The sequence below is a fragment of the Brevibacterium sp. 239c genome, assembly GCF_900169365.1.
In the GTDB taxonomy this organism is placed as follows: domain Bacteria; phylum Actinomycetota; class Actinomycetes; order Actinomycetales; family Brevibacteriaceae; genus Brevibacterium.
This window is the reverse complement of sequence record NZ_FXZH01000001.1, coordinates 126066-148307: the sequence shown is the minus strand read 5'-3', so window position 1 is coordinate 148307 and position 22242 is coordinate 126066. Positions and strand designations below refer to the sequence as shown.

Annotated in this window: 22 protein-coding genes; 8 read left to right on the top strand and 14 right to left on the bottom strand. The window is 61.4% G+C overall.

All coding sequences use genetic code 11. The features are described 5' to 3' along the window. Positions 1–26: 26 nt before the first annotated feature. The 3 genes from BSP239C_RS00680 to BSP239C_RS00670 form a co-directional block, all read right to left on the bottom strand. Positions 27–629: a PadR family transcriptional regulator gene (locus tag BSP239C_RS00680; RefSeq protein WP_101569692.1), complete on the bottom strand. Its 603-nt coding sequence runs from the start codon at positions 627–629 to the stop codon at positions 27–29. A 70-nt stretch (positions 630–699) separates the two neighbouring features. Continuing rightward, the gene (locus BSP239C_RS00675) at positions 700–2103 is read right to left on the bottom strand and encodes an aminomethyltransferase family protein (RefSeq protein ID WP_101569691.1); all 1404 of its coding nucleotides are present in this window, start codon (positions 2101–2103) and stop codon (positions 700–702) included. Between the two features lie 44 nt (positions 2104–2147). After that, the gene (locus BSP239C_RS00670; protein ID WP_101569690.1) at positions 2148–2999 is read right to left on the bottom strand and encodes a methylenetetrahydrofolate reductase; all 852 of its coding nucleotides are present in this window, start codon (positions 2997–2999) and stop codon (positions 2148–2150) included. Positions 3000–3280: 281 nt separating this feature from the next. On the opposite strand from BSP239C_RS00670, the gene BSP239C_RS00665 reads away from it, so the two are divergent. Next, complete coding sequence (locus BSP239C_RS00665; RefSeq protein ID WP_257929980.1) at positions 3281–4594, top strand: MFS transporter; 1314 nt, start codon at positions 3281–3283, stop codon at positions 4592–4594. Between the two features lie 60 nt (positions 4595–4654). Here BSP239C_RS00665 and BSP239C_RS00660 read toward each other — a convergent pair whose 3' ends face one another. The 3 genes from BSP239C_RS00660 to BSP239C_RS00645 form a co-directional block, all read right to left on the bottom strand. Then, a complete protein-coding gene (locus tag BSP239C_RS00660; protein WP_101569688.1) occupies positions 4655–5179 on the bottom strand; it encodes a DUF3237 domain-containing protein in 525 nt (174 codons plus the stop codon). Positions 5180–5984: 805 nt separating this feature from the next. Further along, complete coding sequence (locus BSP239C_RS00650) at positions 5985–6167, bottom strand: hypothetical protein (RefSeq protein ID WP_101569686.1); 183 nt, start codon at positions 6165–6167, stop codon at positions 5985–5987. Between the two features lie 91 nt (positions 6168–6258). Further along, the gene (locus tag BSP239C_RS00645) at positions 6259–7335 is read right to left on the bottom strand and encodes a DUF418 domain-containing protein (protein WP_101569685.1); all 1077 of its coding nucleotides are present in this window, start codon (positions 7333–7335) and stop codon (positions 6259–6261) included. 152 nt (positions 7336–7487) lie between these two features. Between BSP239C_RS00645 and BSP239C_RS00640 the strand changes: the two genes are divergently transcribed. Beyond that, positions 7488–7736, top strand: coding sequence for a hypothetical protein (locus tag BSP239C_RS00640; protein WP_101569684.1), 249 nt, complete (start codon positions 7488–7490; stop codon positions 7734–7736). Between the two features lie 138 nt (positions 7737–7874). Here the strand turns inward: BSP239C_RS00640 and thpD are convergent, their stop codons facing one another. Beyond that, on the bottom strand, positions 7875–8780 hold the full coding sequence (thpD, locus tag BSP239C_RS00635) for an ectoine hydroxylase (RefSeq protein WP_101569683.1): 906 nt from the start codon (positions 8778–8780) through the stop codon (positions 7875–7877). A gap of 139 nt (positions 8781–8919) precedes the next feature. Continuing rightward, the gene (locus BSP239C_RS00630) at positions 8920–10776 is read right to left on the bottom strand and encodes an acyl-CoA dehydrogenase (protein ID WP_257929979.1); all 1857 of its coding nucleotides are present in this window, start codon (positions 10774–10776) and stop codon (positions 8920–8922) included. A gap of 228 nt (positions 10777–11004) precedes the next feature. On the opposite strand from BSP239C_RS00630, the gene BSP239C_RS00625 reads away from it, so the two are divergent. The 6 genes from BSP239C_RS00625 to BSP239C_RS00600 all read left to right on the top strand — a co-directional run bounded on the left by BSP239C_RS00625 (position 11005) and on the right by BSP239C_RS00600 (position 15514). Next, positions 11005–12348, top strand: coding sequence for a dicarboxylate/amino acid:cation symporter (locus tag BSP239C_RS00625; RefSeq protein WP_101569682.1), 1344 nt, complete (start codon positions 11005–11007; stop codon positions 12346–12348). A gap of 302 nt (positions 12349–12650) precedes the next feature. Further along, entirely contained in the window at positions 12651–13133 is a 483-nt protein-coding gene (locus BSP239C_RS00620; RefSeq protein ID WP_101569681.1) for a hypothetical protein, read from the top strand. A gap of 37 nt (positions 13134–13170) precedes the next feature. Beyond that, complete coding sequence (locus tag BSP239C_RS00615) at positions 13171–14196, top strand: D-cysteine desulfhydrase (protein ID WP_101569680.1); 1026 nt, start codon at positions 13171–13173, stop codon at positions 14194–14196. A 70-nt stretch (positions 14197–14266) separates the two neighbouring features. Continuing rightward, entirely contained in the window at positions 14267–14734 is a 468-nt protein-coding gene (gene rraA / locus BSP239C_RS00610) for a ribonuclease E activity regulator RraA (protein ID WP_101569679.1), read from the top strand. Between the two features lie 2 nt (positions 14735–14736). Continuing rightward, entirely contained in the window at positions 14737–15042 is a 306-nt protein-coding gene (locus tag BSP239C_RS00605; RefSeq protein ID WP_101569678.1) for a hypothetical protein, read from the top strand. A gap of 100 nt (positions 15043–15142) precedes the next feature. Beyond that, entirely contained in the window at positions 15143–15514 is a 372-nt protein-coding gene (locus BSP239C_RS00600) for a PH domain-containing protein (protein ID WP_101569677.1), read from the top strand. Between the two features lie 79 nt (positions 15515–15593). Here BSP239C_RS00600 and BSP239C_RS00595 read toward each other — a convergent pair whose 3' ends face one another. From BSP239C_RS00595 to BSP239C_RS00570, 6 genes are read right to left on the bottom strand one after another with little or no spacing between them, the layout of a single operon-like run. Continuing rightward, positions 15594–17084 carry an aldehyde dehydrogenase family protein gene (locus BSP239C_RS00595; protein ID WP_101569676.1) on the bottom strand — a complete coding sequence of 497 codons (1491 nt, stop codon included), beginning with the start codon at positions 17082–17084 and terminating at the stop codon, positions 15594–15596. Next, a complete protein-coding gene (locus BSP239C_RS00590) occupies positions 17081–17908 on the bottom strand; it encodes an HD domain-containing protein (RefSeq protein ID WP_101569675.1) in 828 nt (275 codons plus the stop codon). The genes BSP239C_RS00595 and BSP239C_RS00590 overlap by 4 nt, the downstream gene beginning before the upstream one ends. Next, positions 17905–19248 (bottom strand): NAD(P)/FAD-dependent oxidoreductase, encoded by a 1344-nt coding sequence (locus tag BSP239C_RS00585; protein WP_101569674.1) that lies wholly within the window; start codon positions 19246–19248, stop codon positions 17905–17907. The genes BSP239C_RS00590 and BSP239C_RS00585 overlap by 4 nt, the downstream gene beginning before the upstream one ends. 1 nt (position 19249) lies before the next feature. Further along, positions 19250–19570: a 2Fe-2S iron-sulfur cluster-binding protein gene (locus tag BSP239C_RS00580; RefSeq protein ID WP_101569673.1), complete on the bottom strand. Its 321-nt coding sequence runs from the start codon at positions 19568–19570 to the stop codon at positions 19250–19252. A 15-nt stretch (positions 19571–19585) separates the two neighbouring features. Next, entirely contained in the window at positions 19586–20332 is a 747-nt protein-coding gene (locus tag BSP239C_RS00575; protein ID WP_101569672.1) for an SDR family NAD(P)-dependent oxidoreductase, read from the bottom strand. Between the two features lies 1 nt (position 20333). Then, on the bottom strand, positions 20334–22220 hold the full coding sequence (locus BSP239C_RS00570) for a PEP-utilizing enzyme (protein ID WP_101569671.1): 1887 nt from the start codon (positions 22218–22220) through the stop codon (positions 20334–20336). Positions 22221–22242 lie beyond the last annotated feature (22 nt).

The following is a 22242-nucleotide window of genomic DNA, read 5'->3' as shown; positions in this document are numbered from 1 at the left end:
GATTCCGCCACGGTGGCGAACTCAAATTATTGTGCGGTCTGCGCGCTTTTTCGTTCAAGCCTCTTGCTGAGCTTCAGGCCCCGCTGGGCCCATTCGATCTCGCTGCGGGCTCGGGCGGCCAGACCCTCGTAGGCGAACTTCTTATACTCAATGGTGACTTCACGGTCTTCATCGGCCGTGACTGCCAGACGACGATTGAGCATCGGAGATTCGAGAGCTTCAATGGTGGCGATCTCGTCCTCCCAGACTTTGAGTTCGCTCGTCCAGTGAGCTATGTGCTCGTTGAGGAACGTAAAGACGGCGTCCTGGTCAGCCGACTCGAGGTATGCGGCCCTCAAGTGAGCGGCGTCGCGTGTGCGCTGGTACTTCAATGGACTGTGCATCCAGTCGATGAAGGCCTGCTCCCCCGCCTCGGTGACATGATAGACACGGCGCATTCCAGCAGATCCGCGAGTCTGCTCCTCAGCGATGATGAGCTCTTCTTTCGCCATCTTCCGCAACTCGGGATAGATCTGCGAATCCGGGGCATGCCACACGTGACCAACGGATTGGGAGAACTGCTTCTGCAGCTCGTAGCCGGACATCGGGCCGATGCGGAGCAACGCCAGGAGAGCGCTTCGGAGACTCATCGTGGTTCCTATTCTGTGAATCAGCGAGGGGGTCCGGGCCCGCTGCCCGAACCCCCTCAGACTACAACTCTCAGGCGCCTTGGCCCGTGCGCCACCCACCGCGATAGGTCTGACGCGCAACCGTCGAATACGGAACGGGGCTGACGACGACACCCACCTCGGTCTGCTCGTGCTTCTCCACCGAGGCCTTCGAGGTGCCACCATCTGGCTCACCCCAGACGACCTTGAGCTCAGCTCCCTCGGGAACGTCGGGATTGACCGTGGCCAAGGACAGACCTCGGCGCTCATTGGCCGAGTACCCGGTGAACATCGAGATGCCGACAACATTGCCATCGGCATCGACGACCGAGTCATAGTTCGCCGAACCGTAGTTGGCCAAGGGCAGGTCGAAGTACTTGTAATTCGGTCCATCGACATTGAGCGGGGAGGACAGCACTTCACCCAGATCATCGGCATCCCAGGCCAAAGTCACCTTCTTACGCTGGGTTGCCGGATCCATGGCTTCCAAGGCACTGCGGCCGATGAAGTCGTGGTCGAACTTCACGAACGACCCGTAGCCGAGCTCCCATGGGGTCAGGTAATAGTCCTCGATGTTGTCGGAGACGAACGATCCAGCCAGTGTGCCTGTGGCTTCGTAGCTGTCGGCGCCGAGCCATTCGCGGTAGCCGCGCTCGGCCTCTCCAGAGTAGATGGCCGGCAGCGGCGAGGGAATCCAACCCGACTCCAGCGTGTTTGACGGGTAGGCCCGCGCGCCGACGGGCAGCAGACCGAACTCAGCACCCGCCTCGACGATGGCATCTCGGATCGCGTCGTGGTCCTCGTAGGGGCCCCAGATCTCGAGGCCGGGGGCGCCTGCCATGCCGTGGCGCAGGGTGCGAACCTGCTTGCCGACGATGGTCATGGTCGACATGTTGAAGAATTTCAGCTTCTCCAGCTCGCCGCCGTTGAGCTTTTCGATGATCGCCCAGGCGTTGGGGCCCTGGATCTGGAAGCGGTAGTAGCGGCGGCTGACAGCGTGACCGTATGGCCGTGATGGGGACCTGCGGTCGACCTCGATGTCGAGGTTCGAGTAGCCGCCGGTCTCACTGTGGTAGAGCAGCCAGTTCGACGCGGGTGAGCGTCCCACGTACACGTACTCGTCTTCGGCTTCGTGGAAGAGGATGCCGTCGCCGACAACGTGGCCGGATTCGGTGGTGGGCACGTACTGCTTGGCCTTGTTCACAGCAAACTTGGCGACCGAGTTGATCGCGGTGTCGGAGATCAGCTTGATGGCATCGGGACCCTTGAGGAATACGTTGTCCATGTGGTGCGACTGATCGTAGAGGACAGCGGTCTCACGCCATGCCTTCTGTTCCTTGATCCAGTTGGTGAAGTCAGCGGGGACGACCGGATAGATGTACGAGCCGATCTGCGAATTGCGCAGATGATCGACGGCATTGGTCGAATCGAGGATCTGCTGGAGATTGTCTGTCATGGTCGATGAACCTCTCTGTTCTTATCTCTGTGTGTGACTGGCGTTCAGGCCTGTGCAGTGAAGTCTTGGACCCATTCGGCTGTGGACGCGAGTCCGCCGAAGGTGTAGAAGTGGGTCTTGACCCCTGAGGACGCCGAGGTGATGGATTCGTATGAGGTCAGATCCTTGAGGAATCGCTCCGGTCCGGCAGTGCCGATCAGATTCGTCAGCGAGAACCCGTACTTCTTCGCGATTCCCGCGCTGGTGCCCACACCGAAGCGGCGGGCATAGCCCAGGAGTCGTTTGATGCCTGCGGGACCGGGGGTGCCGATGCGAAGGTCAGCCTCGATGCCGCAGCCGCGCACTTCATGGACCCACGCCACGACCGCCGCAGCGTCGAAGGCGAACTGGGTGAGGACGACTTGGCCCAGCCCCTGCTCCGTCAGAGACTCGGTCTTCGCAGACATGTGCTCCCAGAGAGTCTCCGTGCTGATGTCGGGGTGGCCTTCGGGGTAACCAGCGATGCCCACCTCCCTCACCCCATAGTCCTGCAGGATTCCGGAGCGGATGACCGAGAGCGAATCAGGGTAGGGGCCTTCGGGCGTTGCCGGGTCTCCCCCGACGACGAAGACATGGTCACTGGCCCCAGCTTGCTGCAGAGCATCGAGGAACTCGCGCAGCTCGGTCTCTGACTTCAGCCTGCGGGCTGAGATATGAGGAACGGGAACGAATCCGAGTTCGAGGACTTCATTGGCGGCCTCGACACGCATCTGAAGATTCTCGTTGCCGAGGAACGTGACGTTGACGCGCGTTCCCTGCGGAATCGCATGAGCAGCCTGCTGCAGGCTGGGAATGTCTTTGCCGGTCATCTCCAAAGAGAAGTCGTCCAGCACCTTGGTAGCGGTCGTTGCCTCCACGTGGCGATTCCTTTCGCGAACACTGCGGTGGGTTCTTGAAATCACTATACGCATAGGTATTTACCTATGTCCATAGGTAAAATGCTTTTCGCTGATGACACCGGGGTGCCATCGACCCGCTCGCCACCGCGCGGCCATTGCCCGAGTCCGACGCCGCTGATAATGTGCTGAGCGTCACGCTTTCCCTATCATCATAGGTATCCCGCAATGGTGCGGGTGCTTATCTCACCTCAGAATCGGAGTATGCGGTGGACCTGCGCGAACGACTCAACACCTCTCGAATGTCGGCCTATCAATGGCTGATCGTCGGCATCTGCACCCTTCTCAACGCCCTTGACGGCTATGACGTCCTTGCCATCTCCTTCTCCTCGAACCAGGTCAGCGAGGAGTTCTCCCTCTCAGGGACGGCGCTCGGACTGGTGATGAGTGCGGCGCTGCTCGGCATGGCAATCGGCGCCCTGGTCCTAGGCCCGGTTGCGGACCGGATCGGGCGACGGAACATGACGATTGTGGCTCTCATCGTCAATATCTGCGGTCTCTTCCTCTCCGCCACCGCCACCTCGGCGGCTCAGCTGGGCATCTGGCGCGTCGTCACAGGACTGGGCGTGGGCGGCATTCTGGTGGGCACCAATGTCATCTGCGCGGAGTACGCCTCCCGCAAGCGCCGCGGCCTGGTCATCAGCATCTACACCGCCGGCTACGGCATCGGTGCAGCACTCGGCGGATCGGTGATGGTCTCGCTCATCGCCACCTCAGGCTGGCGCTCGGTCTTCGTCCTCGGCGGTTGCCTCGCCACGGCGTCCCTCGTTCTCGTCCTGCTGCTGGTCCCCGAGTCGCCGTCCTATCTCTACAACCGGAAACCGGCGACCGCGCAGAAGAAGCTCGATGTCATTGCTCGGAAGCTGGGCTTCACCGACACGGTCGATCTCTTTGCCACGACCATCGCCGAGGAGAACGCGACGAGCGACTCAGGTGTCCTGGCTCTGTTCAACCGTCGCAACCGCCGGGTCACATTCGTCGTCTGGGCAACGTTCTTCATCGTGATGTTCGGCTTCTACTTCGTCAACTCTTGGACCCCGCGACTCATGCACGAAACCGGGCTCACCGACACCTTGTCAATGATCGTCACTGTCGGTCTGACCTTGGGCGGGGCGATCGGCTCTGTCGCCTTCGGGCTGTTCACCTCCCGCTGGTCGACCCGGTCAGTTCTGGCATGCTTCTCAGTGCTGGCTGCGATCCTGATGGCAGTGTTCATCTTCACCGCGCAGTGGATCGTTCTGGTCGTCATCGTCGGCGTCCTGGTCGGCATGTTCAGCAACGGCTGCATTGCCGGCCTCTACGTTCTCACCCCGCAGTCCTACTCCTCTTCACTGCGTTCGACCGGTGTGGGTTGGGGAATCGGGATCGGTCGCTTCGGCGCGATCATCGCCCCGACAGCCACCGGTGCGATGCTCGACGGCGGATGGACTCCGCAGGCGATCTACGTCTTCGTCGGCGTGGTGCTTCTGCTGGCGGCAATCGTGCTTCTGGGCATGCGCGGAGTCGATGTTGAGGCCAACCGTCGCCCGGACGTCAGAGAAGCTGCAGGAGTGTGACGGTCAGGCCATAAGCCCGAGGTCTGTGGCACTGGATGGCGCGAGCGGAATTGGCAAATTTCAGCGGACCTGGAAGATGTCGATGCGCACGCCGTTGGGGCTGCGCACTCCGGAGCCGATGAACAGGACGTCGCTGAGCCAGGCGTATGGGCCGGACTGGTCGGCGCTCAAACGAGGTGCGCAGCGGAAATAGATTCGCTCAGGGTCAACCTGTTCGCCGTTCATCAGCTTGTTCAGGTCGCTGCTGCTGCCGGTGCGCAATGCCCGATTCTCGACGAGGATGTGGTGCCCGTCGTCGGTTTTCAGTACATAGTCGGCGGCCAGGTAGGCCACGGTCTCGCTGGGGTATTGCTGGAAGTCGGCACCGGCGTCGAGCACCTCGCCGCTGAGTCCCGGGCCTGAGACCTTGCCGCCGCGGATCGGGATGACCTTGCGCAGCCCGTCGACTGTGGTGCCGATGGCGATCGGCGCGTCCACTTCAACGTCAATGGTGGCTAAGTAGGACAACCCGGGAGGTGTGGCGTCGCCGGAGACTGCGAGGTCTGGGCCCTCTGGAATGCCTGGGTTCTCTGGACTTTGGGTCATTGAGGCCTCACGATCAGTGACGGAATAAGCGTCGGCCAGCGGGTTTGCTCGGCCAGAGAAGATTGTTTGCTTGCGGAGATGATTTCCTCTTACGACAGCCGATGACATCTATTGCAGCTTCTCTCGCCTAGTGTGAGCGAAAGCAGGTCAAGATGCCAACGTAAAAGGGTACGTCGGTAACCATCGGAGAAGTCCTTGAAGCCGCCGCACCGATTCGGCCAGACAGCACCGTCGCCCTGACCTGTACCTCGAGTCCACATGCCGGTCACAGACCTTTGGCCGCCTACCTTCATTACCCAAGCTCATTACAGAAGTGACATTGTGTTTTAGGCTCGTCTTATGCAGAGTCGACGATCTTCGAACACGTCCGAACCAGAGCGAGTGCTCTCCACCTGGCAGATGCTTGAACAGTTCAACCCCCAACAGCTTCCGGCACTGACAATGCGCGCAGCGTCGTCGACGAAGCAAGTCATCGATTGGCGCCCCGGAGACGAGCTTCCGTGGAATGCTCTGCCAGAACAAGAGATCGCCCGGGGGCCAAAGGATGGGCCTCTCACAGTCCCAATCTGCTCAACGTCGCAGTCAGCCGCGCGAAACGACGGCTCTATGTCATCGGAGACCAACGCCTGTGGAAGGGAATGAGTCATTTCGACCGTGTGGCCCGCGATCTCCCCCGTCGCTCCGCTCCGTCTGCTCGGACGGTGAGCTCCTGATTCGACCGCACTGACAGTAAAGCGCGCTGCCCCATCGAACCGCAATTGCAGTCCGAAGGGGCTGCGCGCTAGTCATCTCGCCTCAGGCTTGGTCAGTAGTGACCTGGTGGGTCACTGGCGGGGAATGATTCGTCTTCCCATTCGTCGACCATCTCGTCCTCGTGGTCATGACGGATCTGCTCTGACTCTGACCTTCCTTCGGAACTGTCGCTCGCCTCGGCGGGGGTGGTTGAAGATTCGTCCCTGCCCTTCTCCGGCTGAGGATTCTCAGACATGGCTACACCTCCCCTCGGCTGTCGGTGCGCAAACCTGATAACTCCATCATGCACCTCCGTGCGCCTCTAGCGATACTGTTTTCGGAATACCTCACAGGCTCCGGTTCGATCCTCTCACCAGCAACGGCGTGATCTCCAAATAGGTGCCGCAGCGCCAGACCCACTCCAGGGGCCCGAAACGGAACCAACGCAGCCACAGCATCGAGAACACGCATTGGACCACAATGACACCGAGACAGAAACTCAATGCGGAGACGGCAGACAGCTGACCAGCAGCAACGAACAGCGGAAGCACCGTCACACAGATGACGGTCTGACCAAGATAGTTGCTGAACGCCATCCGGCCGTAGAAGCGCAGGAACGACAGCCAACCCCGCGCGACCGGCAGACGAAGGAGCAGGATCAGCCCGGCGATGTACATGAGGCCGGGGATCATCGCCGTGCGGAACGCGATCTCATGAGCCGCGTCCGTCCCTGTCCCGGCAGCGATGGTCCAGACCCAGACAGGTACCGATACCACCAGGGCGATCATAAAGATCCGGGTAACCGGAACCCGAGTTCCTGCGGCGAACAGGCCGCGTTCGGCCAACCAGAACCCGAGGGCCATATGACCCAGTGTGCGACCGAACTCCAAGATCAGCAGCAGTGCTCCCGGAACCTCAGGACCCGCGGCAGTAAGAGTGGAGACCAGGTGCAGAGAGTCCGGGATGATCGCCGCAGCGATGGCGACCATGAACAGAATCGATCGCGGCAGGAGGGTGAGCAGCAGAAGCACCAAGCCGAGGCATCCGTACGAGGTCAGCACATCGATGCCTCCCAGTGCGGAGTTCACCACACCGGCGAGTATCAGGATGAGCATACGTCGGATGTAAACCCAGGTGGAACGGCCCTTCGCCCGCAGTCGGGAGAGGAAGATGAAGACCCCAGTGCCGAAGAGGAAGGCGAAGACGAAGTGGAACTTTCCCAATGCAAGGATGTCGACGACCTGCCACACCACGGCATCGACGCCTCGCGGTTCCGCGGTTTGACCGGCGCTGTTGAGGAAATAGGTGATGTTGACGAGCAGGATGCCGGCGATCGCGATGCCGCGGATGACATCGATCGAGACGATGCGATCGTTCGGGCGGGAGGCAGTGGGACGAGTGGTGGAGGCTGATGCATCTTTCACGGTCAGCGACCGTATCAGGAACGCAGCCCTAAACGACAAACTATCTTGTGATCAGTCTGTCGGTGCCAAGCGGCCCGCTCCTGGCCCCCTCCGACCTGCCTCGGAGCAGAATGGAGGCTCAGACCGATCTGGACGAAGTGGGGTGTTGAGACATGACTGACGATCAGGATCAGCGGAAGAAGATCGACAAGATCAACGACAAACTCGACGAGGTGGCTTCGAAGGCGAGCGGACCGGACGTCTCATACGGATCAACTCCCGGATACGTTCAGGAACACGTCGAAGAGGAAGCCCAAACTGCTGCCGACGGCGAGGGCGTGAAGCTCTACCGCAACCCGGATGGCTCGCATGAGGCCGTCGACGAGTCGAAGGCGCCCCAGCGAAGCGACTCAAACGACTGACACGCGGACACGCTGACAGACGAAGAGTCCCTGACAGGCTGAAAGAGGGTCCGGCACCTGGTCATCCAGGTGCCGGACCCTCTCCATCAGATTGGGGCCTCTGTGTCAGGCCGTCCGTACTGCCTCAGGTCGTCCGCGTCAGGAACCGGCGGGAGTGAAGTCCGTGCTGCAGGCGAATTCCGGCCGCGGCTTCGGTGCGGCGAAAGGTTCGACACATGTGTTCTCCACCGAGTTGTAGACGATGAAGATGTTCGACCTCGAATACGGCGTGACGTTTCCGTTCGAGGCGTGCATGCAGTTGGAATCGAACATGACCGCACCACCGGCAGGTCCCTCGAGAACATCGATGCCGTATTCATCGGCGAAGTCAGTCAGCGTCTGCGGATCGGGAGTGCCCGCACCCTGCATGACCAGTGACTTCTTGTAATTGTCCTCCGGGGTGCCTCCGACACAGCTGATGTAGCGCTGATGCGAACCGGGCATGATCATCAGCGGCCCGTTGAACGAGTAGTTGTCAGTCAGCGACAACGACAGGCTCACTGCACGTGGCTCGGGCATGCCGTCCTCGGCGTGCCAGGTTTCGAAGTCGGAGTGCCAGGAAAACTCCTTGCCCACGAACCCCGGCTTGTAGTTGATGCGGCTCTGGTGGATGTAGACCTCGGACCCCAGCAGCTGCTCCGCGCGGGCGATGACCCGGGGATCATTGGCGATCTTGCGAAAGATCTCATTGCTGCGGTGAATGTCGAAGATCGATCTGACTTCGTTGGACTTCGCCTCGACGATGGTGGCGTCATCGTCCTTGACCTTCGGGTCATTGGCCAAACGGGCAAGCTCGGCTCGGAACGTCTGAAGCTCATCGGGGGTGATGAGTTCATCGATGGTGAGGAACCCCTTGTCATCGTAATGCTGCAGCGACTTCGCATCGAGAGGCCCCTGTTCGGCAGAGCCGAAGGCGATCGGTCCCCTGCGGTCGAGGACTTCGGTGGTCTCACCGGTGCGGGTGGGGTAGAGATCCGTGGTTGTCGACGGTGAAATTACTGTCATCGTGCTTCCCTCCTCGGATAGTGCGGACGCCTCATCGCAACCGGTACTGATTCTTAAGGGGAACGACGAGAACATTCCGCTTGTGCCGCCACCGTAACAAGGGGATGCTCTCGGTGAAAGCCGGAAGAGCAGAACCTCTTCACAGGCATTTGTCGTCCAGGCCGGTGAACGTCGACGGGCCGCTTTCCACGAGGTCGAACCAGGGCCCGGTCTGCGGCAGTTCATGAACGAAGAAGTAGCGGGCCGCAGCGATCTTGCCACTCAGCAGCCTCGAGTCACCACGTGAGGCCACGGCTGCCTCGGCGGCCATACCCTGCTGCAGCCACAGCCAGGCGATGACCGTGTGCCCCACCGCTTCGAAGTAGGTCCACGCATTCTCCAGCGCATGAACAGGTTCACCCGACTTCCACACAGCGGCGGTGACGGTCTCGACGCGGTCGATGGCCGCTGCCAAAGCAGCAGCTTCTGCGTTCCACGAGGTCGAAGCGGTCGCCTCCGCGAGGGTGGAGCGCATCTCCTCCACGAGAACCTTCAGCCCTTCTCCCCCACTCATGACGACCTTGCGGCCGAGGAGATCCTTGGCCTGGATGCCGTGTGTGCCTTCGTGGATCGGGTTGAGTCGATTGTCGCGGAACAGCTGCTCGACGGCATGGTCGCGGGTGTAGCCGGCTCCGCCGAGGACCTGAATCGCGTGGTCATTGGCCTTCAGCCCCCACACGCTTGGCCAGGTCTTCACGATCGGGGTGAGCACGTCGAGAAGAAGCGCCGCGCGTGCACGCTCGGCCTCGTCCTCTGCAGTTTCGGATTCGTCGAGGAGCGTGGCGGCGTAGAGGATGAGACCGAGTCCGCCTTCGACGTAGCTCTTCGAGGCCAGGAGCATGCGGCGGACATCGGCGTGTTCGATGATCGGGACCTGCGGGGAATCCTTGCCGCGGCCGTCGTCGGAGCGGCCCTGGCGGCGTTCACGGGCATAGCGCAGTGCGTCGAGGTAACCGTGGTAGCCGAGCGCGACGGCCCCAGCACCGACGCCGATGCGCGCCGAGTTCATCATGTGGAACATGTAGGACAGGCCCTTGCCGCGCTCCCCCACGAGGTAGCCGATAGCACCGGATGAACCGTGTGGTGTGTGCGTTCCCTCCCCGAAGTTGAGCAGCGTGTTCGTGGTCCCGCGCCAGCCCATCTTGTGGTTGAGGCCCGAGAGCACGACATCGTTGCGTTCACCGAGTCTGCCGTCGCTGTTGACGAGGTGCTTGGGCACGATGAAGAGACTGAGCCCTTTGGTTCCCGGTCCATCGCCGTCGGCCCGGGCGAGGACGAGATGGACGATGTTCTCGGACAGTTCGTGGTCGCCGCCGGAGATCCACATCTTCGTGCCGTGTACCCGAAAGATGCCCTCGGGCCCGTCTGGATCGGGGACGGCTCGCGTAGTGACGTCACCAAGTGAGGATCCGACTTCGGGTTCCGAGAGGCACATGGTGCCGAAGAACCGGCCTTCGATCTCGGGGAGGACGAAGGTCTCAATCTGCTCCTGTGTCCCGTATTCCAACAGCAGGCCGGCGTTTGCCATGGTCAGCATCGGATAACTCGAGGTCGCGATGTTCGCCGATTGGAACCAGGTGAAGCAGGCGGTGGCCACGGTCTGGGGCAGCTGGATGCCTCCGACCTCCTCGTCCATGGTCGCTGACAGCAGCCCGACATCGGCGAATCGTTCGAGTGCAGTCTTGATCTCGGGGATGAGGGTGACTCTCTCCCCGTCGAAGGTTGGTTCGTTGAGATCGGATTTTCTAGCGTGCGGGGCGAAGTGCTCCTTTGCCAGCTCCTCACTGGCGGACAGCACCGAGTCGAAGGTTTCGCGGGAGTGTCCGGCGAATCGTTCGCGCTCACAGAGCTCGTCGACGCGCAGCCAATCGTAGAGGAGGAACTCGATGTCTGCTGATGAGAGCAGGGAGTCGGTGGAAGACGGAGGGACAACATTGTCCAGGTTCTGATCGTTCACGAAACCCAGTCTAAACTAATTGATCGTTAAGCACAGGGTGTTTCGCCTGCCGCTCGCCTGCCGCTCGCCTGCCGCTCGCCTGCCGCTCGCCTGCCGCTCGCCTGCCGCTCCGGAAGTCCGCTTTCACCGGGCGGACGACTCAGCTTGAATTCGCTCAATCCCTTAGGATCGCCTGAACAGTTCTCCTTGCTCTCCGAGCACCCCGATACCCCGGAAAGGTCGTCGCTCATGGCATCCACTGCAGGCCCAGCAGCTGCCGGCAACCCGCCGCAGTCCCCGTCGAAGCTCGGCCAAATCCTGCGCAACTATCGCTTCCCGCTGTTCATCCTCACCGGCGTCGTCATCGGTGCGATCATCGGCCTGATCTTCGGCGAGAAGGCCGCAGTCATCAAACCTTTCGGCACGCTGTTCATCAACATGATGTTCACCCTCGTTGTGCCGCTGGTCTTCTTCTCCATCTCTTCGGCGGTGGCGGGTATGTCCTCAGCCACGCGGCTGGGCAAGATCCTCGGCAGCATGCTCGGCATCTTCGCGGTCACCGGCATCATCGCTTCGATCGTGATGATCGCGGCCCTGTGGATCACCAAGGCCACCCAGGGCGTCCAGGTCGAGATGACTCAGCCCAAGGACGTCGAAGAGCTCGGATCGATCGGCGATCAGCTTGTTCAGACCTTCGTCGTCGACGACTTCTCGAAGATCCTCTCCGCCGAGCACATGCTCGCCCTCATCGTCTTCGCGGTCATCGTCGGCATCGCCACGTCCAAGATCGGCGAGGCGGGCCGCCCGTTCGCCGCATTCCTCCATTCGGGATCCGAGGTATTCCTCAAGTTCACCTCGATCATCATGTATTACGCCCCGATCGGCCTGGGCGCCTACTTCGCGGCTCTGATCGGTGAGCTCGGGGCACAGCTGGTCGGCGATTACGTCCGTGCCTTCCTCGTCTACTACCCCGTGGCGATCGTCTACTTCGTCGTCGCCTTCACGCTCTACTCCTTCCTTGCCGGCGGCCGGCGCGGAATCGTCGCGTTCTGGGCGAACATCATCGAGCCGACGGCGATCTCCTTGGGCACGTCCTCCTCGGTGGCCGCGATCCCGGCCAATCTCCGGGCCGGTGAGCGCATCGGTGTGCCCCGCGATATTCGGGAGACGATCATTCCGATCGGGGCGACGATCCACATGGAGGGTTCGAGTCTGTCTGCGATCCTCAAGATCGCCTTCCTCTTCGCCGTCTTCCAGCGCGACTTCTTCACCCCCGGAAATATCCTCATCGGCATCGCTGTGGCCCTGCTGGCTGGGATGGTCATGGCCGGCATCCCCTCGGGCGGATTCATCGGGGAGCTGATGATCATCACCCTCTACGGCTTCCCTGCCGCGGCCCTGCCTGTCATCCAGATCATCGGCACCGTCATCGATCCCCCGGCCACCACCGTCAACGCGGTCGGCGATCAGGCCAGTTCTATGATGGTCGCCCGCGTCCTGGACGGGAAGGACTGGATGGACAAGTCCGAAGAATCTCAGGAGCTCGACCCCGATGTCACCGGCTCGGACACCACCGAATCGGCCGACGTTTAAGTCCGACGACACCCCCGAGACGACACCTGGTCCGAAATTTCTTGATCACGATCGCATTTCGGCCGCCCGCTTGAAACCGTCCTTGTCGGTCCGTCAACTCGGCATTTCCACAAGGGTTCATGCAAATATCTCGAAGTTGCGACGTCGTTGCAACGTGAAATTCGCAGAACTGCAACAGTCGCTGAGAGCTTACTCAGGGACCGCTGTTCGTCGCTCACCTGCAGTGACGATAATCATTGGGATCGATGACATCTCACCGACGGTCACTCACTCTGACTGTCACAGCAGGAGGCAATGACGCTATGAACACCACCTTTCGCAATCACGCAGCAGCGCTGTCAGTCGCGACGCTCGTTGGCCTCGCGGGAGCAGCAATCACCGGCGGATCCGCGCTGGCCGCAACGAATTCCCCAGCAGATTCCGGCTCCGGCTCGGGCTCCGAGGTCAGTGTTGCCGTCGATGCGCACAGCGATGGCTATCCGACGAATGCGTCCGGCTACGCGGATGCCCTCGTGAAGGCGTGGGGTGTCGGCTCCGACACAGAAGTCCGGGAATACGCCACACCCGGCGTCGTCAAAGCCTTGTCCAAGCATGGTGACGAGCATGCGAGTCAGTGGGATCGCATCGCCGCCGACGGGGCCGGCAAGTCGTCGTCCGTGGTCTATAAGAACAAGGTCACCGGAGAACTGTTGATCTTCGGAGTCAACAATGAAGCCGCCACACATGGCCTGCACCCGGCGGTTCACCATATCCAGTTCAAGGACCGCACTGAGTCGTCCCACTGAGCCTGCCGAGAACAGTTGGCACGTAGACTCAGGAACCATGGTTGACCTGAACACACTGCCTCGCCGCCGCTACTCCAACGGACCCACCGCGCTTGAACACCTCGAGCATCTGAGCACGGAGTTGGGCGGCCCCCAGATCTGGATCAAACGCGATGACCAGCTGGGCCTGACACAAGGTGGGAACAAAACCCGCAAGCTCGAGTTCCTCATCGCCGATGCCTTGGCACAGGGGGCCGATACTCTCGTCACCGCGGGCGGCGTGCAGTCCAACCACTGCCGACTCACGCTCTCGGCGGCCAGGCGTGAGGGACTTCAATGCCACCTGATCCTCGAAGAGGACCTCGGTTCCGATGGTGTGCCGATCCCGGCGGACGCCGGTGGCAATCCGCCCGAGCACACGGGCAATTTCCTGCTCTTTGACCTCCTCGGCGCGGATTCGATTGAGGTTAATCCCAACGGCAGTGACCTGCTCGCCCGCGTAGCCGAGCTGGCCGCAGAGCTCGAGGCTCAGGGGCGAAAACCCTATGTCATCCCCGTCGGTGGCTCGAACGTCACCGGCGCCCTGGGTTATGTCGATTGCGCGCAGGAGCTGCTCACCCAGTTCGCCGAGGTGGGCCTGGACATCTCGTCGATCGTGACCCCGAGTGGGTCTGCTGGGATGCAGGCAGGACTCATCGCCGGTCTTCACGGTGCCGGCAGTCAGATTCCTGTGGTCGGCATCAACGTCAGCCGCTCGCAGGAGGATCAGGAGCCTAAGATCGTAGGCCTCGTCGACGAGGTGGCCTCATTCCTCGAACTCCCACCGGTCCCCCGCGATCGCAGCCTCGGCCTGGGCGAGTACTTCGGCACCGGGTATGCGCTGCCGACACCGGAGATGATCGAAGCGGTGCGCCTCTTCGCTCAGACCGAGGGAATTCTCCTCGACCCGGTGTACACCGGGAAGGCCGCGGCTGGCCTCATCGATCTCATCAGACAGGGACATTTCGGGCCCGACGATCATGTGGTCTTCATCCACTCGGGTGGTGTGCCCGGACTCTATGCTCGGGCCGGAGCATTCGCATAGTCTGGTGCCAAGAACCAACATCTTCTCAACTGACCTACTTGTGTGACTCACCTATCTTGGAGGAAAAACCATGACAGTCTCGACCGCTGATCTCTGGGACGAACGCGGACCAGAACTCAATTCGATTGCTCTGAACTTCGGTGACTTCGGTGCCAAGGACTCGTTCTCCGGACCGGCTCGGACCGTGCGCTGCTTTCAGGACAACGCGCTGGCGAAGTCGACCCTGTCCCAGCCCGGCGACGGGGCCGTGCTCATCATCGACGGTGGCGGTTCCATCGCGACTGCCCTCATGGGCGACATGATCGCCGAGCTCGCCGTGAACAACGGCTGGGCCGGCGTCGTCATCAATGGAGCTGTCCGCGACCGAGTGGCACTGTCGTCCATGGGCTTGGGCATCAAAGCCTTGGCCAGCAACCCCCGCAAGAGCGCAAAGACCGGCGATGGCGAGCTCGACGTCACGGTCGAGGTCGGAGGAGCCACGATCCGTCCCGGTGCAATGGTGTTCGCCGACCCTGATGGTGTCGTTGTGGAGAAATAGGAATGGGCGAGAAGCTGCGCGAGATCAGGTACTTTCCCGATTTCGGGAGGAAGTACCCGCTATGGGAAAGCGGCACCGACAAGTATGCGATGGACCCCTGGGACTACGATCTGTCCAACGAACTTGCATCTGGGCTGAGGGAATTGATGGAGCTCTGGAACGCACACTTCACGGACCAGCACGGCCCTGAATTTGAATGGGACTCGCTTGAAAATGAGCGGCGCTATTGGGACCAAAGCGATCAACTCCTAGAAAAGCTGCGCTCGGAGGTGGCAGATATAGCGATCGTTCTCGATCAGCGACGTTAATAGTGTCACCTTGTGTCCTGGTGGAGAAGTAGCCACCCGCTCAGCCTCCCCGCCCAACACCTGATTCACCACCCCACTACTTTCGCAGTATGATTCGATCATGGCTAACGATCTTCAGGCATTGGCAGCGTGGACCTTCACCTCTGAGTGCCCCATTCCAGACGACCTCCGTCCGATCCTGGTGACAGGAGAGACTCCGGTCGCTGCGTATCGAACGATCCGCGACTCGGCGATCTTCACGAACAAGAGGCTCATCGTCCGTGATGCCCAGGGGCTGACGGGTAAGAAGGTCGAGATGTACTCGATCCCCTATTCGTCCATCAACATGTGGTCGAGCGAGAACAGCGGAAAACTCGATTTCAACGCGGAGCTGGAGCTGTGGACTCGGGCCGGTCATGTGAAGATCAAGATCGGCAAGGGACTCGACGTCCGACGACTGGACAATCTCATTGCCCAAGCCGGCATCGGCTGAGGCCGTCTTCGGTTGAGGCTGTTATCGCTTGAAGCTGCCACCTGTTAGGCCCGTGTGGGGAGGGCCTTCGCGTCCTCAACTAACCCTTCCGGTGAATGGACTTGTAGCTGATGTACTGACTCAAACCCTCGAGTCCGTATTCAACGCCGAGGCCGGAGTCGTGACGGCCTCCGAAAGGCGCGCTGTGGTTCGATCCGAAGAAGTTCACTCCCACCGACCCCGAATCAACTTGGTCGGCGACCGCTTGAGCACGATCTTCATCGCCGCCGAATACGATTCCGCCCAACCCGAACTCGGTGTTATTGGCTAAGTCGATGGCGTCCTGCACGCCAGCCGAGTCATCGTAGCGAAGAATCGAGATGACTGGCCCGAAGATCTCCTCGGTGGAGATCCGCATGGCCGGATCCACCTCGGCGAAGACTGTCGGCTCGATGAACTGCCCAGCGGACAGCTCTCCGCCCATCTCGGCAGCTTCTCCCCCGGTGAGAACACGCGCTCCTTGAGCATGTCCCGAGTCAATGTATTCCATCACCGTCGAAAACTGCGCTGCCGAGGCGACCGGGCCGAACACGGTCGATTCTTCGAGCGGATCTCCCTGCTGCGCTCGGCCGATGGTGGCGGCGACGACCTCGGCGACCTCGTCGTAACGCGACGCTGGGGCGATGATGCGGGTAGAAATATAGCAGGTCTGTCCGGTGTTGCGCATGCATGAGCGGATGAGAACGTTTGACATGGCGTGCAGATCAGCATCGGGCAACACGATCGCCGAGGATTTGCCTCCCAGTTCGAGCGTCACGGGCCGCAGCAGCTGGCCACATGCTGAGGCGATCTGGCGTCCCACCGGAGTCGATCCGGTGAACGCGACCTTATCGACTCCGGGGTGTTTGACCAGCGCATCGCCGAAGCGTCCGGGTCCGGTGAGCAGATTGACCACTCCTGCCGGCACACCGGCGGCCGCGACCGCGTCGATGATGAAGCGAATCGACAGAGGAGTCACCGAGGCTGGCTTGATGACGACGCTGCATCCGGCCAACAATGCCGGGGCAAGCTTGACCACGACGAGGTTGATGGGAAAGTTCCAGGGTGCGACCAAGGCACAGACACCCACAGGATCTTTGCGGACGACGGAGTAGGATCCGTCACCGACTGGGAAGAGGCGTGCATCTTCGTCGTCGAGCCACGAAGCCAAAGTGGCGAAGTGCCGGAAGATGCCGGCTGCATTTGCCGCCGCTCCTCGGGTCTCCGTGATCGGTGTGCCGTTCTCTAAGGTGTTCGTCAGAGCAAGGTCCTCGGCCCGGGCCTCGATCTCGTCGGCGATGCGCACCAAGAACTCTGCCCGATCCGCGGCTTGGAGGCCCGACCACTCGGGCAGGGCAGCACGGGCGCCACCGACTGCCTGGTCGAGCTCGGCCTCAGTGGCAGCGGGGACGGATCCCCACTGCTCGTTTGTCGCGGGATCTGTCACTGGATTGCGCGTCATGTCGCTCGAAGCAGTCCACGCCCCGCCGATGAAGTGATCATCAACGTGGGTGTACGGCAGGCGTGCAAGCACCTCTGCGCGAGAGATCATCGGATTACCTCCGTTCGCAAGAGACTCCGGTGGCGGGCCAGGTCTGCCGTTGCCATGTCCACGGCTGCGGCGGTGATGAGTTCGGGGATGATCTCATCCCTGAGCCGATCGGTGTACGTAGCCATGTCCATGCCGAACCACGACGAGGACAACGCGATTCCAGCCCGGTCGAAGCGCCAGAGCCGGTCAGCGTCACGGACCAGTGCATCCTCAAGGCTGAAGGCGACTGGCCTCGTATCGTGCCCGTCGATGATCTCGCAAACTCGCTCAATGAAGTCCTCGGAGTAGCCGAGGGCCGGCAGCACTCGCCGAGCGACGAGACACCCCTCGCGTTCGTGTTCGTAGCGGATTCCTGCTTTTCGCCAGTCGCCGCCGAAACCTTCGGAGATGATTCGGGATTCGTCCACATGAGCCCAACCCGTGTCATGGAGGATGATCGTGGTGATCACGAGCTCCCGGTCTGCATGCGGGTGAGCCGCGCAGAGTCGTTCCGCGTAGGCCGTGGACACCGGCAGATGCACATCGTTGCCGCGTGTACGGGTCTCGGGTTCGATCGCTTTCCACAACTGGTCGAAGCCGGCCGTCGGAGTGTTGCAGATCGTCGAGGTCTCGACAGGCCCCTCGGCCGGGATCGGGCGGATCGGATAGTCCGCTGCGAAGCGCGCGGCGCGCGGGTCCGATTCGAATTCCGAGGTGGACTCTGCAGGTGCCCACTGTGCGTAGTCGCCGTCGCGGCCGTTATCGGTCGGTGCGGAACTAGCCTCAGCCCCTGGGTCCGAGGCATCAGTCTGAGCATTCGGGGACGTGTTCGTCGAAGTGTTCATCGGGTGTCCTCTCGGTCAACCGCCAGCGTTTTGAGCATGACGTCGGGATCGGCTGCAGCCTCGGCGGGAATCTGCTGGTTCTTAGCCAGTGCGGCCCGCACGGCCATGAAATCCAAGGGCGCATTCACGCAGTCAGCTGCGATGATCTGCCCCTCGCGGTAGTACAGAACGGTGAATTTGCCCTTCTCTTCGACTCGTCTCACGACTGTTGAGTCGAAGCCCATCGATAGTCCCGCGATCTGGAGTTTCATATCGGCTTGGTTCGACCAGAACCACGGGATACCTGCGTATTCTTCACGCCGGCCAGACACCGAATAGGCGGCGACTTTGGCGTGTTCAATCGCATTGTTGACGCTCTCGAGGCGGATCCTCTCCCCCTCAGGCGCTCCCGGCAGTGGGTTGGGCATGTTTGCGACATCGCCGACTGCGATCGTCGATCCGTCGGAAGCCAGAGCGTACCTGTCGACGACGATGCCGTTGTCGGTTTCGAGTCCCATCTGCTCGGCCAGTCCCGTGTTCGGGATGACGCCGATGCCCACGATGACCAGCTGGGCGGGAACGATCGTTCCGTCTTCGAGTTTCACACCCGAGACCTTGCCGTTGCCTGCGTCAACGAGTGATTCGACTCTTGAGTTGAGGATGATGTTGACTCCACGATCGCGGTGCGCGTTGAGGAAGTACTCCGATGTCGGCTCGCCCACGGCGCGTCCGATGAGCCGTGGACCGTGTTCGAGCACGGTTGTGGTTTTGCCCATCCCATGCAGCGAGCAAGCGACCTCGAGTCCGATGAATCCGCCGCCGATGACGACGACATCGGTGAACTCGTCTAAACGGCCTTTGAGGTCGAGTGCGTCGTCGGCACTGCGCAGGTAGCTGACTCCTGACAGGCCCGCACCCGGAACTTCGAGTGGGCGGGCTCGTGCGCCCACGGCCAGTGCAACGCGTCGGAACGGGTACTGGTGCCCGTCGGTCGCGTGAGCGACACCGGATCCATCCGAGTTCTTTTCGATCCGCTCAACCCGCGAATTCTTGACCAGGGTGATGTTGTGATCGTCCCAGTACTCTGCCGATCGGAAGATGAGATTCTCTTTGTCGACCTTGCCTTGGAGGAACTCTTTCGACAGGGCCGGACGTTGGTAGGGTCGGTGGTCCTCTTCTCCGAGGAGGGTGATCGATTCCTCGAAACCGGTTCCTCGCAGCGAAATCGCCAGTTGCACTCCGGCCTGAGACGCTCCGACGATGAGGATCCCAGTTTCGGTGTGCACGGTCGACGACTCTGCGGCGCAGGCTGCGGTGCTGCCGACCGCCTCGGTGGTGGTGCGTTCTTGTGTCTGGGGCATGTCACACCTGCGATTCAGGAGTGGTCACACGCAGGTCGGTGGCGTCTGTGACCTTGAGCTGGCAGGACAGGCGCGAGTTGTCCTCACGGTCTTCGGTGGTTCCGTAGAGCATCTCGTCCTCCATCTCCGACATCGGATCCAGCTCGTCGAGCTGGTTCTCGTCGACGAAGACGTGGCAGGTGGCGCAGGACAGGGATCCGCCGCATTCGGCGACGATACCGGGGACACCATTGCGCACGGCTGTCTCCATGACGGAGTCGCCCGGGTTCGCGTCGATGTCACGTGTGGTGCCCTCGGAATCGGTGAAGTGAACTGTCGGCATGGTAATTCCTCCTGATCAGATGAATTGGCGTCCGCCGTCGACGACGATGGTCTGACCGGTGATGTAACCGGCCGTCGACGAGGCGAGGAACAGTGCCGTACCGACGATGTCGTCGGGTTGGCTGGATCGTTTGATGGCTCCCCGGTCGACGCCATAGGTTTCGGCGTCGTCCATGAGCTCGAGGCTGGCCTCGGTGAGGGTGAAGCCCGGGGCGATTGCGTTGACGGTGATCGAACGCTGTCCGAGCTCCTTTGCCAGCACCCTGGTCAGAGCGATGACCCCGCCCTTCGAAGCGACGTAGTGGGCCCAGTTGGCTGATCCCGACATCACCGTCGCACTCGAAAGGTTGATCATTCGTCCGCCCTCGGGCAGATGTGGGCTGAGCGCCCTGGCTACCTGCCACGGGCCCTTGAGGTTGACGTTCATCACGAGGTCCCATTCGTCCTCGCTGATGTCTTCGAAGGGGGCACGAGTGATCCCCGCATAGATCGCGGCATTGTTGATGACAACGTCAATGCGTCCGCCACCGAACTCTGCGGCGGTTTTCGCCATTGCCTTCGTCGAGTCCGCCGAGGTGACGTCGACCTCTACGGCCAATGCCTCCGCCGAGGTGGCTCGCAGTGCCGCTGCCGTCGTTTCGGCGCCGTCGATGTTGCGATCGGCGACGATCACACGGTCGCCGCCGGCTGCGAAACCTTCGGCGAAGGCACGACCGAGGCCACCTGCCGCGCCAGTGATGAGGACGGTGCGTGGATCACTCATGTCATCCACCAACCGGTGCGTGGGCGTGGCTGTGAGCTCCGGGCCCCGATACTTCGGGCAGGGTCTCCTCGACGTCCAGGATTTCGACGGTGCCGCGGGTGCCGTCGACGCGTAGGCGCTGACCGGTGCGGATCTTCGTCGAAGCATTGCCTGTGCCTGTCACGGCGGGCAGTGCGTATTCGCGGCAGACGATGGCGGCGTGGCTCATCATGCCGCCGATGTCGGTGACGGTGGCCTTGAGCTTGCCGAAGATCGGCCCCCAGCTGGGTGCGGTGATGGGTGCGACGAGGATCTCGTCCTGTTCGACCTCGTGGATCTGGGAAGCGTCCATGATCACCCGTGCTGTTCCTTCGACGACGCCCGGCGAGGCGGCCATGCCCTTGAGCCCGCTGCTGTCCTCATCGTCGGCCGAGAGCCAGGACTGAACCTGTTCGGTGGTGATTCCCCACAGCATCCGGGTGAAGGGTTCGGTGATCGACTCCGGTGGTGTGTTGAGCGCAGGCTGCGGGCGTGCAGTCTTCAGCGCCGTGACGATCGCCTTGCGCTCTTCGAGCACCGGCGGCCAGTAGGCGGGAGCGATCGGTCCCTGTGGTGCCCCGACTCCCCACGAGGTGACGAGATCGAAAAGGACATCTCGGACCTCATTGCGGTTGAGGTAGAGCAGGTCACCTTCCTCAGCGAAGACACCATGGTGGACGAGGGTGCGAGCAAGCTCACGAACCTTGCGCCAGAACACGCCCATCGTCCAGTGTTCGATGTAGAAGTTGTGGTTTTCCACATACGGGTAGGCGGTGGCGGCGAGCTGGCGTTTGGCGTCGAAGACCTCGCGCTGTTCGCTGTCGAGCAGGTCCTGGTATTCACCGACGATCCGGTCCTTCTCTGCGATGAGAGCCTCCGTGGGCCGCATGATCTGCTGGCCGTCATCGAGGCGTCGGATGTAGTCCGCGATGAACCCGAGCGGAATTGACAGCTCTTCGCGCCAGTACACGTCATGGGCATAGAAGCCGTTGCCGGTGGTGAAATTGAACCATGGGTCCTGTGCTTCCTCCCACCTGGCCAACCAACGGGTTCCTCCCTTGGCAGCCGCGATGGCATCAAGCACCTCAGCGGCGTTATCGGTATTGTCGAACCTCGACTGCAGGCCGAGCTCGACGGCAAGCGCGGCAAGTTCTTTGAGCTCGTCATCGGGCTTGAACAGTTCCATGTCGACACCCTGGACCATGGTCGCGATCGACTGGTCGGGAATATCGGGGAAGATCTCCTTGCAGTAGTTGAAGAAGTCGAGGTAGGCGATGTATCCGAGGTTGAGGAACTCGAAGTGGTACTGCCAGTTCTGATAGCACAGTTGGATGAGTCGGTCGTAGTTCTCCATGAGGACTTCAGATCCGTCCATGGCCTTGCCTGAGACGATGTCGTCCATGGGCACTATTTCCGGCAGCGGGTCGAAGCGCAGCGACTCCAGCTCGTCGATCGTGCCGCGGACCTTGGTTCGCCACTGGTCGAGCATCGTGTCCCAATTCGCGAAGTAGTGGCCGATACGAGCTTGGAACTCTGGCAGTCGAGCTTCGATCTGCTCTTCGGGGACCGGGATCGGCGACATGTAGAGGTAGCCGAGGTGGACACGGAAGTCGATCCCGTTGGCGTTGGGGATCATGAGGTGACGGGCGTTGTACTGGCCCAGGCATTTGACGGCGAACTCTCCGCCGATCGTTTCGAAGGGCTTGAAGGCGGTGGGCCAGTGCTGGGAGTCGCAGAACCAGAACTTCTCGTCCTCGATGTCTTTCAGCTCATCCTGGAACACGAGGTAGTAGGGATAGATCTTCTCCCAGCCTTCGGCCCCAGCAGGGACAGGCAGGTCAGAGGGACGTGGAAATGACTTCATCGGCATTGTGCTGCTCCATTGCTTATCA

What these genes read in the sequence shown, in the direction of transcription:
- BSP239C_RS00620 (WP_101569681.1), top strand. Translation starts at nt 12,651, where the DNA reads ATGAACACCACCTTTCGCAATCACGCAGCAGCGCTGTCAGTCGCGACG.
- BSP239C_RS00575 (WP_101569672.1), bottom strand. Translation starts at nt 20,332, where the DNA reads ATGAGTGATCCACGCACCGTCCTCATCACTGGCGCGGCAGGTGGCCTC.
- BSP239C_RS00580 (WP_101569673.1), bottom strand. Translation starts at nt 19,570, where the DNA reads ATGCCGACAGTTCACTTCACCGATTCCGAGGGCACCACACGTGACATC.
- BSP239C_RS00640 (WP_101569684.1), top strand. Translation starts at nt 7,488, where the DNA reads ATGACTGACGATCAGGATCAGCGGAAGAAGATCGACAAGATCAACGAC.
- BSP239C_RS00615 (WP_101569680.1), top strand. Translation starts at nt 13,171, where the DNA reads ATGGTTGACCTGAACACACTGCCTCGCCGCCGCTACTCCAACGGACCC.
- BSP239C_RS00625 (WP_101569682.1), top strand. Translation starts at nt 11,005, where the DNA reads ATGGCATCCACTGCAGGCCCAGCAGCTGCCGGCAACCCGCCGCAGTCC.
- BSP239C_RS00665 (WP_257929980.1), top strand. Translation starts at nt 3,281, where the DNA reads ATGTCGGCCTATCAATGGCTGATCGTCGGCATCTGCACCCTTCTCAAC.
- rraA (WP_101569679.1), top strand. Translation starts at nt 14,267, where the DNA reads ATGACAGTCTCGACCGCTGATCTCTGGGACGAACGCGGACCAGAACTC.
- BSP239C_RS00570 (WP_101569671.1), bottom strand. Translation starts at nt 22,220, where the DNA reads ATGCCGATGAAGTCATTTCCACGTCCCTCTGACCTGCCTGTCCCTGCT.
- BSP239C_RS00660 (WP_101569688.1), bottom strand. Translation starts at nt 5,179, where the DNA reads ATGACCCAAAGTCCAGAGAACCCAGGCATTCCAGAGGGCCCAGACCTC.
- BSP239C_RS00650 (WP_101569686.1), bottom strand. Translation starts at nt 6,167, where the DNA reads ATGTCTGAGAATCCTCAGCCGGAGAAGGGCAGGGACGAATCTTCAACC.
- BSP239C_RS00600 (WP_101569677.1), top strand. Translation starts at nt 15,143, where the DNA reads ATGGCTAACGATCTTCAGGCATTGGCAGCGTGGACCTTCACCTCTGAG.
- thpD (WP_101569683.1), bottom strand. Translation starts at nt 8,780, where the DNA reads ATGACAGTAATTTCACCGTCGACAACCACGGATCTCTACCCCACCCGC.
- BSP239C_RS00590 (WP_101569675.1), bottom strand. Translation starts at nt 17,908, where the DNA reads ATGAACACTTCGACGAACACGTCCCCGAATGCTCAGACTGATGCCTCG.
- BSP239C_RS00675 (WP_101569691.1), bottom strand. Translation starts at nt 2,103, where the DNA reads ATGACAGACAATCTCCAGCAGATCCTCGATTCGACCAATGCCGTCGAT.
- BSP239C_RS00605 (WP_101569678.1), top strand. Translation starts at nt 14,737, where the DNA reads ATGGGCGAGAAGCTGCGCGAGATCAGGTACTTTCCCGATTTCGGGAGG.
- BSP239C_RS00585 (WP_101569674.1), bottom strand. Translation starts at nt 19,248, where the DNA reads ATGCCCCAGACACAAGAACGCACCACCACCGAGGCGGTCGGCAGCACC.
- BSP239C_RS00680 (WP_101569692.1), bottom strand. Translation starts at nt 629, where the DNA reads ATGAGTCTCCGAAGCGCTCTCCTGGCGTTGCTCCGCATCGGCCCGATG.
- BSP239C_RS00595 (WP_101569676.1), bottom strand. Translation starts at nt 17,084, where the DNA reads ATGATCTCTCGCGCAGAGGTGCTTGCACGCCTGCCGTACACCCACGTT.